The following is a 13,028-nucleotide window of genomic DNA, read 5'->3' as shown; positions in this document are numbered from 1 at the left end:
AGATCGCCGACGAGGTGCTGCCGATGTGGAGGGCCCAGTTCATGGCGGCGGCCTTCATCGGCGGTCCCGAAGTGTCGGCCTTCGAGGGCGAGTTCGCCGACTACATCGGAGTGGCGCACGTCGTCGGGGTGTCCAACGGCACCGACGCCCTCGAGCTCGCCTACCGCGCCGTCGGCGTCGGTGCGGGCGACGAGGTGATCATTCCCGCGAACACCTTCATTGCAACCGCCGAGGCGGTGTCGCGTATCGGCGCCGTGCCGGTGCCCGTCGACGTCGACCCTGCCCACCTGCTCATCGACCCCGACGCCGTCGAAGCCGCAATGACCTCACGAACCCGGGCCATCGCGCCCGTGCACCTGTACGGGCAGACCGCACCGATCGAACGGATTCTGCCGATCGCCGAACGACACGGCATCGCGGTGGTCGAGGACGCTGCACAGTCGCAGGGGGCGACCTCGTCCGCCGGACGGGCCGGTTCCCTCGGTCGGGTGGCTGCCACGAGCTTCTATCCCGGCAAGAACCTTGGTGCCGCCGGAGACGCGGGTGCCGTCATGACCAACGACGGCGAGGTTGCGGCCTTCGTGCGCAACGTTGCGGCGCACGGCAGCTCGACCAAGTACGTTCATGAACGCATTGGCATGAACGCTCGGCTCGACGCCGTCCAGGCGCCGGTGCTGCGTGCCAAGCTGCGTCGCCTGGATGCGTGGAATGACGCGCGACGCGCTGCGGCAGCACGCTACGGCGAGCTCCTCGCGGAGGTCGACGAGGTGCGCCGGCCGCTCGAACGACCTGGCAACCACGACGTCTGGCACCTCTATGTCATTCAGGTCGACGAACGCGACAAGGTCATGGCCCGCATGGATGAGGCTGGAGTGGGTGTCGCTCTTCACTACCCCACGCCGATCCACCTGACCGAGGCGTACGCCGGACTGGGCCACCGCTGTGGAGAGTTCCCTGTGACCGAGGCCGCAGCGGCCCGGATCCTCTCCCTGCCGATGTTCCCCCACCTCACTGGCGAACAGCAGGAACGAGTCGTGGGGGAGCTGTGCCGAGCACTCCGGACATGACGGAGCAGCACACCGAGGGATCCGTCGCCCACCGCGCGTCGCGAGCGTTCATGTGGAGCATTGGCAACACGGTCGTGGCGCGGCTGGGCACCCTGGCAATCGGCGTGGCACTGGCCCGGACCTTGGGCCCCTCGGAGTTCGGGATCTTCGCGATCGCCACGGTCACGATGCTCGCCATCCTCAGCTTCAACGAGCTCGGCGTCAGCCTGGCGGTGATCCGGTGGCGGGACGACCCCAGGATCATCGCTCCCACGATCAACACGGTCGCCGTCGCGAGCAGTGCCGTCCTCACCGCCGCGGTGATCATCGCGGCGCCCCAGGTCTCGACGATGCTCGGCGACGTCCGGGCGACGCCGGTGGTGCGGGTGATGGCGATCTCCATCCTCCTCAACGGTCTGGTCGCGACGTCCGCCGCCGTGCTCCAGCGCGAGTTCATGCAGAAGAAGCGGACCATCGCCGACCAGGTCAACACGTGGCTCGGGGCGGGACTGTCCCTGGTCCTCGCGCTTCTCGGGTGGGGAGCCATGAGCCTCGCGATCGGACGACTCGTCGCGAGCGTCGTCTTCGGCCTGCTGCTCATCCGGTGGTCACCCATCCCGTACCGCTTCGGGTGGGACCGCGAGGTCGCCAGCCGGCTCCTGAGATTCGGGTTGCCGCTCGCCGGGTCGAGCATCATCGTCTTCGCCGCCGGTTACGCGGACCAGGTGATCGTCGGCTCGATCGCCGGCGTCCAGGCGCTCGGCTTCTACGTCCTGGCCTACAACCTGGCCAGTTGGCCGGTCTCGATCTTCTCGCTGCCCCTGCGGGCCGTGGCACCGGCGGCCTTCTCCGCGCTCAAGTCCGAGCCCGAACGCATGACGCAGGGCTTCACCCGGATCCTGAGCATCCTCGCCTGCGTGGCACTGCCCGCGTGCCTGGCCATCAGCGGTGCAGCTGAGCCCGTGGTCGCCTTCGTCTACGGGGCCGACTGGGCGCCAGCGGCCGATGTCCTGCTCTGGCTGGCAGCATTCGCCGGCCTGAGGATCCTCTTCGAGCTCGCCTACGACTACCTCGTCGTCCAGGGCAAGTCTGGTGTCGTCATGCTCATCCAGGCGACGTCGTTCGCCGTGGCGCTGCCCGTCATGCTCTGGGCAGGCCGTCGCGACGGGCAGGCCGGTGTGGCCGCAGTCCAGCTCGTCGTCGCACTCGTGGTCGTCGCCCCGCTGTATGTGCTCGCCCTGCACCGCATCGGCGTGCGTGCCTCCAACATCACGGCCTCGGTGATCGTGCCGACCGCTGCCGCGCTCGCGGTCTGGGGCGTATGCCGTGTGCTCGCGAACTCCGTCGACGGAGCGTTCCTCGGCGCTGGGTCCGCTGGGCTCTTCGCCATGTGCGTCATCGCGGCGCTCGCGTTCTGGAAGCGAGACGAGCTCAGGCTGCTCCGAGCCGCGATTCGTGGAGGGGGGGCGACGTGAAGATCCTCGTCTACCCACACGACCTCAACATGGGCGGAAGCCAGACCAACGCCATCGAGCTGGCAGCGGCCGTCTCCAGACTCGGGCACGAGTGCGTCGTCTTCGGTCGCCGCGGCACGCTGTGCGACCGCATCGAGGAGCTCGGCATCGAGTTCATCGAGTCCCCCGACCCGGGCCGACGGCCGTCACCCCGCGTGGCTCGGGCCCTGCAGGCGGTCGTCCGCGAGCGCGGTATCGACGTGATCCACGGGTACGAGTGGCCGCCGGGTCTGGAGGGCTGGCTCGCCGCCGAGCGACTCCCCGACGTCGCGGCAGTGTGCACCGTGATGTCGATGGCGGTCGCCCCGTTCCTGCCGCGGTGGATGCCGCTCGTCGTGGGTACCCAGCAGATCAGTGCACGAGAACAACAGGCGGGGCGCCTCAGCCTCAACCTCATCGAGCCCCCGGTGGATCTCGACCACAACCGGATCGACGACCCGAGGACCGTCGCCGCGTTCCGCAGCGAGTGGGCGCTCGACGAGCGCCCACTCGTCGTCTGCGTGAGCCGGCTGGTGCGTGAGCTGAAGTCCGAGGGTGTCCTCACCGCCATCGAGGCAGCCGTGACGATGCAGGAGTCGACTCCGTTCCAGCTCGTCATCGTCGGCGACGGACAGGCCCGCGCAGCGATCCAGTCCGCGGCCGATGAGGCCAACAAACGACTTGGTCGCCGCACGGTGACCCTCACGGGCGAGCTCGCCGACCCCCGACCGGCCTACGGCGCCGCGGACATCGTGCTCGGCATGGGCGGCTCGGCCCTGCGTTCACTCGCTTTTGCGAAACCTCTTGTCGTGCAGGGCGAGTACGGCTACTTCCGCACCCTCACCCGTGCCTCCCTGGGTGAGTTCCGCTGGCAGGGCTGGTACGGCGTCGGCGCCGGGAAGGAGAGCGGCAGGGCTGCCCTCGAGGCCGAGCTCGCGCCGCTCCTCGCCGACGAGGCGTTGCGCCTAGGGCTCGGATCCTATGGACGTGGGGTGGTGGAGGAGTTCTCTCTCGAGTCCGCCGCCAGACGACAGGTGACGATCTACCGGGATGCGGTGGCCGCTCGGGGAGAGCACAAGAAGCAGGTGGTCGACGCTGCCCGCTCGGCCGTGCAGCTGGCGCGCTACTACGTCGGGCAACGCGTCGCCCGCGTCCGGGGTCGCCAGCGGACGGACGACTTCAATGCCGTGCCGGTGGTCTCGCGGAGCCCGGAAGGCACCGCGTCGGGCGTGCTGGGTGGTGGGGCCGGCACATCCTCGGCGACGGGCCCGATTCTCTGGTTCCCCGGCGTGGGCTGGGACACCCTCGCCGGGACGGACCGGCAGCTGGCCACCGCGATCGCTCGGCACTCGCAGATCGTCTGGGTGGACACTCCCCACTCGATCCTCCGACGCCGCGACCGCATCCCGCCCGCGGTGAGCGAGCCCATCCCCAACGTCGTGCGGCTGCGGGCGCCGACCATTGCAGGTGTGCAACGCCCGCTGCTGAGGGACCTGGCCAACCGTCGGCGTGCGTCCGTCGCGCGGCGCTACCTCGAGCAGAACGGCCTGCGTCCCAGTGCCGTGATCGCCTCGACGACGGCGCCGATGCTGCACCACGTCCGCGACCTCGGCGGACGGCGCGCCTTCTACGCCACCGACGACTTCGTCGAGGGCGCCCCTCTCTGGGGGGTGAGCAGGCGCTACCTCGCTGCGGCCCGCGAGAAGAACCTGCGCGCCGCGGATGTCGTCCTGGCCGTGACCCCCGAGCTCGCCCGGCACCTGCAGCGGACGCCGACACCTCCGTGCTGGCTGCCCAACGGAGCCGACGTCGCCCGACTGGCCACTGTCGAGGCGACCGCTCCGGCCGACGTCCCGCTGGAGCGCCCTGTCGCGGGCGTCGTGGGACAGTTCAACTCCCGCACCGACCTCGCTCTGCTGGACGCGGTACGCGCCGCCGGCACCAGCCTTCTCCTCGTCGGGCCGCGATTTTTCGTGGACAGCAACGATGACGAGGCCTTCGACCGCCTGATCGGCAGTCCGGGAGTCCACTGGGTCGACGGCCTGCCTCGCGAGGAGCTGGCGCCGTACCTGGCGGCCGTCGACGTGGGCCTCACTCCTTATGTCGACTCGATGTTCAACGCACGGAGCTATCCGCTGAAGACTCTCGAGTATCTCGCTGCTGGAATTCCCGTGGTCTCCTCGGATGTGGCGCCCCTCCGCGGACTCGACCGGGCCTTCGTGAGCGCCGAGTCGGAGGTCGACCAGTTCTGCGAGTGCGTGGCGAAGGTCGCTGTCTCCCAACTGGATCGGTCCGACATACGCCTGTCCGTCAAGGATGCCGCGTGGGAGGCGCGGGCCGACCACCTCCTCGACCTCCTCCGGGACGGCCCCAGCCCGCTCACCCCTGCACTCACCGAAAGACGTGCCGACTGATGCGCACTGCGTTCCACCACCTCCTGTCCACGACCGTCGCCCGTTCGCCGGCGCGCCCTGCCCTCACCTATCAGGGCGAAACACTGACGTATGCCGCTGTCTGGGACCAGGTCGAACACGCGTCCAACCAGCTGAGCGGCCTCCACCTGGGCAGAGGAGATCGCGTGGCGATCTACCTCGAGAAGCGGGTCGAGACCGTCGTGGCCATGTTCGCGACGTCGGCGGCCGGGGGGATCTTCGTGCCGGTGAACCACGTCCTCAAGCCGATGCAGGTCGGGCACATCCTCGCCGACAGCGGCGCCCGTGTCCTCGTCACCACGGTCGACCGGCTGGCCCAGCTCGAGTCGATCCTGCCCGCGAGCGCGGTCGAGCACGTGGTCCTCGTCGGCTCTCCCTCATCGCGCGCCGTGGGCCGCGTCGTCGTCCATGAGTGGTTGTCGAGCAGCCCCCGTGTGCCGAGGCCGGCGGCGCCCGCCTGTCACCCACCGATCGACGTCGACCCGGCGGCCATCCTCTACACGTCGGGCAGCACCGGCAGTCCCAAGGGCGTGGTGCTCAGCCATCGGAACCTCATCGTCGGCGCCGAGAGTGTGAGCAGCTATCTCGGCAACACGGAGGACGACGTCATCCTCAGCGTCCTGCCGTTGAGCTTCGACGCGGGACTGAGCCAGGTGACCACAGCCTTCTCCGTGGGTGCGCACAGCGTGCTCATGAACTACCTCCTGCCACGTGACGTCCCCAAGTTGTGTGCCCGACACCGGGTGACTGGACTGACTGGTGTACCGCCTCTCTGGCTGCAGCTGATGGATGTGCCCTGGCCGGCCGAGGCAACACAGCCGATGAGGTACTTCGCCAACACCGGCGGTCGCATGCCCAGAACCACGCTGCAACGGCTACGGGACACCTTCGCGCACGCTGCACCCGTCCTCATGTATGGGCTCACCGAAGCCTTCCGGTCGACCTACCTCGACCCCGCCGAGGTCGATCGCCGGCCCGACTCGATCGGCAAGGCAATCCCCAACGCAGAGATTCTCGTTCTCCGCCCGGACGGTACACGCTGCCAGCCGGGTGAGGAAGGCGAGCTCGTCCACCGAGGCGCCTTGGTCGGCCTCGGCTACTGGAACGACCCCGTGCGGACCGCCGAGCGCTACCGGCCCTTCGTGCAACCCGGTCACGAGTGGCGCACACCCGAAATGGCCGTCTGGTCCGGCGACACCGTCGTCACCGACGACGAGGGCTTCCTCTACTTCGTCGGCCGAACCGACGACATGATCAAGACGTCCGGCTACCGCGTGAGCCCCACCGAGATCGAGGAGGCCGCCTACGGAACCGGACTCGTCCGCGACGCCGTGGCGGTCGGTGTCGACGACCCCACGCTCGGGCAGCGCGTCGTCCTGGTGAGCACCCCCAAGGGCACCGAGCTCGACGTCGACACACTCACCAGTGAGCTGCGCAAGACCTTGCCAACCTTCATGGTCCCCGCTCGGATCGAGGTGCGCGACGAGCTGCCGCGCTCCCCCAACGGCAAGTTCGACCGCAACCAGATTCGTGCGGAGGTCGGATCATGAGGCCCCTCGAGCACGTGTCCACCTTTGGCACGATCGGCGCCGAGCTGAGCATCCGTGGCATACCGCTGAGCCGCCTCGCTGCGAGGGTCGGCTCCACGCCGTTCTTCGCCTACGACCGAGGGCTCCTCGACGCACGGGTCGACATGCTGCGATCCGCCCTTCCGCCCCAGATCGAGCTCAGCTACGCCATGAAGGCGAACCCGATGCCTGCCGTCGTGCAGCACCTCGCTGGCCGGGTGGACCGCATCGACGTGGCGTCATCCCTGGAGATGGCGGCCGCACTCGACACGACGATGCGTCCCGACCGAGTGAGCTTTGCCGGCCCCGGCAAGACCCCGGCCGAGCTGCGTCAGGCGGTGGCAGCAGGCGTCCTCATCGAGGTGGAGTCCACGACCGAGCTGGACCGCGTCGTTGCAGCGGGGTCCGAGCTCGGTCTGACGCCGTCAGTCGCCGTCAGGGTCAACCCCGACTTTGCCGTGAAGGGTTCGGGAATGCGCATGGGAGGAGGGCCCCAACAGTTCGGCATCGACGCCGAAGTGGTGCCAGATGTCTTGCGCACCTATGCAACGCGGGGCCTCGACATCAGCGGATTCCATGTGTTCGCCGGCTCACAGAACCTCAATGCCGACATCATCGCCGAGGCCCAGGTGCGCACGGTCGAGCTCGTCTCCGGACTGGCCGAGGGCCTGCCCGGGCCCCTGCGCTACCTCAACCTCGGTGGCGGTTTCGGCATCCCCTACACCGAACGCGACCAACCGCTCGACCTCTCGGCCGTCGGAGCCAACCTTCACGAGCTCGTGGAAGGACCGATCGCCCACCGGTTCCCGGGTGCCAGCACCGTGATCGAGCTCGGGCGCTACCTCGTTGGAGAGTGCGGCATCTATGTGACCAAGGTCGTGGACCGCAAGGCGTCGCGTGGACGCGACTATCTCGTCGTCGACGGTGGCATGCACCATCAGCTGGCGGCCTCCGGCAACTTCGGCCAGGCGATCCGCCGCAACTACCCGCTGGTCATCGGCAACCGTCTGGAGGAGGAGCCCAGCCACGAGGTGACCGTCGTTGGCTGCCTCTGCACGCCTCTGGACCTGCTCGGTGACAAGGTGCACCTCCCCTCGGGGGACATCGACGACCTGGTGGTCATCTTCCAGCAGGGGGCCTACGGCCTCACCGCCAGTCCCACGGCCTTCCTCGGACACCCCGCACCTGCAGAAGTCCTCGTCTAGTTGTACTGACCCGGGACGTTGGTTGAGTGGTTGCGATCCGCTGATCTGATCAGTGGCGCGGGAAGGGCCTCCCGCGGTGGAGTGGAACTGCCAAGTCACCACTGCCACGCACAGGAGGCCCTCATGTCCCACGCTAATGCCGCGCTGACTGTTCGTCATCGGCTCAAGGTCGCCCAGCTCGTCGTCGAACAGGGCGTGCCGATCAGTGAGGTCGCTGCCCGGTTCCAGGTGTCCTGGCCGACGGTGAAGCGGTGGGCGGCCCGGTACGCAGCGGGTGAGCCGATGAGCGACCGCTCGAGCCGGCCGCACGCGATGCCGGCCAAGACCTGCGCGGCGACGACGAAGCGGATCGTGTCGTTGCGGCTGCGCAAGCGACTGGGTCCGGTCCAGCTCGCGGCGCACGTTGGCGTCGCACCCTCGACCGCGCACCGGGTCCTGGTCAGGTGCCGACTGAACCGGCTCACGCACGTCGACCGCGCCACCGGCGAACCGGTCCGCCGCTACGAACACGACCACCCGGGGGACCTGCTGCATGTCGACGTCAAGAAGCTCGGCAACATTCCCGACGGCGGCGGGTGGCGCTTCGTGGGCCGAAGTCAGGGCCTGAAGAACCGAGCGGCCACCCCGGGCAAGCCGAGGAACAAGCACCACAACCCGAACATGGGGCACGCGTTCGTGCACACCGCCATCGACGACCACTCCCGAGTCGCGTACGCCGAGATCCACGACGACGAGACCGCTGCCACCGCGACCGCGGTGCTGCGCCGCGCTGTCGCCTGGTTCACCGCCCGTGGCATCACCATCCGCAGGGTCCTGTCCGACAACGGGTCCCCGTACGTGTCCCATCTGTGGCGGGACGTCTGTGCAGAGCTCGACATCAAGCACTCACGCACCCGGCCCCGCCGACCCCAGACCAACGGCAAGGTCGAACGCTTCCACCGCACCCTGGCCGACGGCTGGGGGTACGCCCGCTGCTACACCTCAGAGACCGAACGGCGTCAGGCTCTGCCAGCATGGCTTCACGAGTACAACCACCACCGACCCCACACTGCCTGCGGGAACAAGCCGCCCTTCACCCGCTTGATCAACCTGTCGGGTCAGTACATCTAGTCCTCGCCAACAGATCGGAAACGACATGACCTCAACCCTGAACTCGGTGCGTACCGTCCTGGTGCAGTCCCTCGACCTCCAGCAGAACCCCCAGGAGCTCACGACCGAGACCCCCCTGTTCGGCGCGCTCCCGGAGCTCGACTCCCTCGGGGTGCTGGCCCTCGTGAGCGCGCTCGAGGATCAGTTCGACATCACCATCGAGGACGACGAGTTCGGTGCCGAGCTGTTCGAGACGGTGGGCTCTCTCACCGAGTTCGTCGAAGCCAAACTGAGCTAGTCGGCACGTCGATGTTCCACCCCGGAGCTCTACGCGGGTTCCTGGCGACGGTCGGGAGCACGGAGACACCCGCCGGACTGCGCCCCGGCAGTAGGACGATGTCGGCGGACGGTTCGGTGGCCCTGTGGCACTGGGGGCTGGGGGAGGTTCTCGGCGACAGGCCCACGTTCACGATCTCCAGGGTCGTGAGGGACACCGACGGCACGGTGCCGGACCAGCGGGTCGCTCACCTCATGCGGTCCGACCCCGGCGCACTGACCAGGTTGCTGCCACCGTTCGGGGCCGTGAGCGCGCTTGATGACCGAGTCACGATGGTGGCTGACTCGATGGGCTTCCAGCACCTGTTCCACACGCCGATCGCGGCCCCGCACCCGGTCATGTCCAGCTCATGTCTGTTGGCCGCCCGGACCGTCGGCGCCGCGCTCGACCCTGTTGCTGTCGGGACCCAGTCGTTGCTCGGATGGCAGCTGGGTCAGCGCACTCTCTTCAGCGGCGTCGACAAGCTTGCCCCCGGAGCCGTGGCACACCTGGATCGCGGGGGTGTCCGGGTCACCAGTCCGGAGGAGCCCGCGCGCGAGCCGCTGAGCCTCGACAGAGCCGTGGCCCAGGCCGCGGACCTGCTTCGCACGTCGCTCGCAGCCCTGCTCGATGACCACCCCGACGCGGTTCTGCAGCTCACGGGCGGGATGGACTCCAGGCTGTTGTTGAGCGCCCTCCCCGAGGAGCGACGTCGTGGTCTCCATGCGATGACGCTCGAGGTCCCGGGCACGGACGACGTGCTGATCGCACGGTCGATCGCGCAGCGCTACGGTTTGCGGCACGAGGTTCACGGACTCTCCAGCATCGACGACATCGACCCGGCCGACGCGTGGGGACGCTGCACCGACGACGCGGTGCGGCTCGATGCCATGTCGGACCCGGTCGCCCTCGCCTCACAGCGGGTGGCCGAGCAGGCCTTCGACCAAGGCGTGCGGATCTCCGGCCTCGGTGGTGAGATCGCCCGCGGCTTCTACTACCTCGGCCGAGTTCGCGACCGCGCCTACTCCCGCAAAGACGCCGAACGCCTTGCGTCGTGGCGGATGTTCGTCAACGAGGCGGTCGAGCACGATGTGCTCGATGCCGAGTTCATGGCCTGGGCGCGAGACGGGGCGACGACGCAGGTCCACCACGCGCTCACGTCCGCAGGTGACGAGTGGTTCCGTGCCTCGGACGACCTCTACGTACGGCATCGGATGCAGCGGTGGGCCGGTGCCACGGACACGGCGGTGTCCGACCGCAGGGTGGTGATCAACCCGATGCTCGACGCCGGATTCCTCGACATCGCCAGCCGTCTGGCACCCCGCGACAAGGCGGGGTCCCGGTTCCTCGCACGCCTGCAGATGGAGCTCGACCCCGAGCTCGGACAGCGGCCCCTCGATCGGCGCCCGGCGCCGGCCGTCTACGCCTCCCCTCCGCGATGGCAACCCGCAGTGGCTGCCGCAAGCCTGGCTCATCGGGCTGCACGCAAGGGCCTCCAGAAGGTGCGGAGAGGGGCACGGCCGCCGGCCGGTGGCACGGTGATGGCGCGGAAGGTCGTCGAGTTCTGGCGTGCCCATCCCGAGACACTGCGCCCCTTCAGCGAGCTGGACTTCGTCCGCAACGCCTGGGTCGAGGACGTCCTGGAGGGCCGCGTCGAGCCACGGCCGAGCTCGGTCGCATTCGTGACGAACCTCGTCGTGGCGCAGGCGTTCCCCGAGCCCCCGCCTGGCTAGCGCACGCCGCGGGCCGCGGCGATCTCGCCGTAGAGGGTGTTCAGTCGCGCGACCCGGTGAGACCACAGGTGGTGCTGTGCGACGTGCTCACGCCCTGCCGCACCCATGCGGAGCCTCAGCTCGCGGTCGGTGACGAGTGTTCGGAGTGCGTCGGCGCAGTCTGCCGCCAGCTGGTCCGGCGAGACCGCGTCGAGTCGGATCGCACACGAGTCGTCGACACTCGCCCCGGGCCCGCCTCGCCGGCAGACGACCACGGGCAACCCGAACGACATCGCCTCAAGACTGACGTTGCCGCCGGGCTCGCGATAGCTCGGGAAGACGAAGATGTCGGCACGCTCGTAGTAGCCGTCGACCTCGGCCCGAGGAAGCTTGCCGTGGAACGTCACCACCCCCTCGACACCGAGTTCGGCGGCGAGCCCTTCACACGCCTCGCGGTCATTGCCGTCTCCGACGACATCCAGGTGGATGTCGAGGTCGCGCAGCTCGGCCAGTGACCGGATGACATCTCGCAACCCCTTCGTGCGGACGGTGCGGCCGACGTGCAGCAGCCGAGTGGTGCCCTCGCGCCGCGAACGGTCGACGGGCGGTTGCACGCCGTGGACCGCGGTCTCACTCATGATCTCCAGTCTCTGGATGCGCAGGTCCGCGAGGAACTCGGCGACGTAGTCGGCGATGCCGATCACGCAGTCGGCGGACTCGTAGGTCCGCCGGAGGAGCCGATCGTGCCGGATCCGCAAGGCGTCGAGGTGCCGGAGCTTCTGCCACCAGGGTGTGCCCCCCTCCTCGCCCGTGAATCCTGCGGGCGACTCGAGACTCCCGCCCACGGGACCAAGGACCAGAGGCAACCCCAGGCCCGCTGCCGGGGACGGGTAGCGCATCGCGACCGGGATCACCTGATGAGCGATGTCGAACAGCTCCCCGGCCCGCTGACGCGCCCGGATCCAGCGTCGGGCCCGGACATAGAACGGCAGGTAGCCCGGCTGCATGAGGCTGTTGAATCGCTCGAACCTGTCGACACCGACCGGCTCGGCCCACTCCACCACTCGCACTCCAGGCAGCTGCAGCGACATCGGCGTGTGCCCGCGCTTGAAGGTGCACACCAGGGTGACGTCGAACGCGAGGGAGAGCTCCTTGACCCACTGGAAAGCGACCCATGCCTCGCCGACATCCTCACCGTCGCACGCGGGCGCGATCATGAGGAGGCGCATGGTGTGCTCGGGCTGGTTCGCCATCATCGTGGGAGCAGGCTGTCGTTGGCCCGCAGGGCCGGGGGACGCGTGGAGGGGCGAAGCAGGGCGACCATCGTGGGCCATGACCTGCCGTGGCCGAGAAGTGCCCGGCGAACCTCGATGAGCACAGTGAGTGCGAAATAGACCGCGGCCAACATGGTTCCTCGACGCCGACGGTAGAGTCGAACCCTGTTGAGGATCTTCATCGTGTGCGTTGTCGCGCTCTCACCCGAGCCTCCGCCCACATGCATCGCGCCGGCCGTCGGTACGTACACGGTGGCCCACCCCGCATCCTTGGCGCGGAGGCTGAAGTCGGTCTCCTCGGAGTAGAGGAAGTACGACTCGTCCATGCCGCCCATCGCCGCGTAGCAGTCCGCGTCGATCAGCAGAATCGCCCCGACCGCCCAGTCGACCTCGTGCTCATGGTCGTATTCTGCGGGATCCTCGATGCGTTCGGTGAAGCGCGGCAGCCCCGTGAAGCTCAGCCCGCCGACGCGCCCCATCGTCGGTCCACGCCGCAACGTCGGTGACAGGCTGCCATCCTCCTCGCGCACCCGGGGAGCCACGATGCCCACATCGGACCGGTTGAGGACGCTCAACATTGCGGGCACACAACCCGCATCGAGGACCACGTCCGGGTTGAGGATGAGCACGGCCCGCGCGGCGGGCGCAGCGCGCACACCCCGGTTCATCCCTGCGGCGTACCCTTCGTTGGTCGAAGGGACGACCTGGCAGTCCGCGCGCGACATGAGCAGATCCAACGTCGTGTCCGTGGAGCCGTTGTCCACGACGGTGACGGAGAACGACAGGTCGCCCATGGCTTCGGGAATGCTGTCGAGCAACTGAGCAACATGTCTCTGGCTGTTGAAGGTCACCACCACCGAGGCGACATCCACGGGTGACGTCATGTCCGTCCT

Annotated in this window: 10 protein-coding genes; 8 read left to right on the top strand and 2 right to left on the bottom strand. The window is 68.6% G+C overall.

All coding sequences use genetic code 11. The annotated features are described in order from the left end of the window. Positions 1–41: 41 nt before the first annotated feature. The 8 genes from AC3EU2_RS11410 (at position 42) to AC3EU2_RS11375 (ending at position 10,882) form a co-directional block, all read left to right on the top strand. The gene (locus AC3EU2_RS11410) at positions 42–1,067 is read left to right on the top strand and encodes a DegT/DnrJ/EryC1/StrS family aminotransferase (protein ID WP_488176416.1); all 1,026 of its coding nucleotides are present in this window, start codon (positions 42–44) and stop codon (positions 1,065–1,067) included. Continuing rightward, on the top strand, positions 1,064–2,521 hold the full coding sequence (locus AC3EU2_RS11405; RefSeq protein WP_488176415.1) for a lipopolysaccharide biosynthesis protein: 1,458 nt from the start codon (positions 1,064–1,066) through the stop codon (positions 2,519–2,521). The genes AC3EU2_RS11410 and AC3EU2_RS11405 overlap by 4 nt, the downstream gene beginning before the upstream one ends. Continuing rightward, the gene (locus AC3EU2_RS11400) at positions 2,518–4,953 is read left to right on the top strand and encodes a glycosyltransferase (protein WP_488176414.1); all 2,436 of its coding nucleotides are present in this window, start codon (positions 2,518–2,520) and stop codon (positions 4,951–4,953) included. Before AC3EU2_RS11405 ends, AC3EU2_RS11400 begins: the two co-directional genes overlap by 4 nt. Then, positions 4,953–6,521 carry an acyl-CoA ligase (AMP-forming), exosortase A system-associated gene (locus tag AC3EU2_RS11395; protein WP_488176413.1) on the top strand — a complete coding sequence of 523 codons (1,569 nt, stop codon included), beginning with the start codon at positions 4,953–4,955 and terminating at the stop codon, positions 6,519–6,521. Before AC3EU2_RS11400 ends, AC3EU2_RS11395 begins: the two co-directional genes overlap by 1 nt. Continuing rightward, positions 6,518–7,744 carry a pyridoxal-dependent decarboxylase, exosortase A system-associated gene (locus AC3EU2_RS11390; RefSeq protein WP_488176412.1) on the top strand — a complete coding sequence of 409 codons (1,227 nt, stop codon included), beginning with the start codon at positions 6,518–6,520 and terminating at the stop codon, positions 7,742–7,744. Before AC3EU2_RS11395 ends, AC3EU2_RS11390 begins: the two co-directional genes overlap by 4 nt. A 123-nt stretch (positions 7,745–7,867) precedes the next feature. Continuing rightward, positions 7,868–8,854, top strand: coding sequence for an IS481 family transposase (locus AC3EU2_RS11385; RefSeq protein WP_488176411.1), 987 nt, complete (start codon positions 7,868–7,870; stop codon positions 8,852–8,854). A gap of 46 nt (positions 8,855–8,900) precedes the next feature. Then, positions 8,901–9,131: an acyl carrier protein gene (locus tag AC3EU2_RS11380; RefSeq protein ID WP_488176410.1), complete on the top strand. Its 231-nt coding sequence runs from the start codon at positions 8,901–8,903 to the stop codon at positions 9,129–9,131. A 185-nt stretch (positions 9,132–9,316) separates the two neighbouring features. Next, the gene (locus AC3EU2_RS11375; RefSeq protein WP_488176409.1) at positions 9,317–10,882 is read left to right on the top strand and encodes an asparagine synthase-related protein; all 1,566 of its coding nucleotides are present in this window, start codon (positions 9,317–9,319) and stop codon (positions 10,880–10,882) included. Here AC3EU2_RS11375 and AC3EU2_RS11370 read toward each other — a convergent pair. Together AC3EU2_RS11370 and AC3EU2_RS11365 are read right to left on the bottom strand one after the other, a co-directional pair. Next, the gene (locus AC3EU2_RS11370) at positions 10,879–12,117 is read right to left on the bottom strand and encodes a glycosyltransferase family 4 protein (protein ID WP_488176408.1); all 1,239 of its coding nucleotides are present in this window, start codon (positions 12,115–12,117) and stop codon (positions 10,879–10,881) included. The genes AC3EU2_RS11375 and AC3EU2_RS11370 overlap by 4 nt on opposite strands. Continuing rightward, a complete protein-coding gene (locus AC3EU2_RS11365) occupies positions 12,114–13,019 on the bottom strand; it encodes a glycosyltransferase (RefSeq protein WP_488176407.1) in 906 nt (301 codons plus the stop codon). The genes AC3EU2_RS11370 and AC3EU2_RS11365 overlap by 4 nt, the downstream gene beginning before the upstream one ends. Positions 13,020–13,028: the final 9 nt, after the last annotated feature.

This window comes from Knoellia sp. B-D-2 (assembly GCF_057714695.1).
This window is presented reverse-complemented; position numbering and strand designations above follow the sequence as displayed.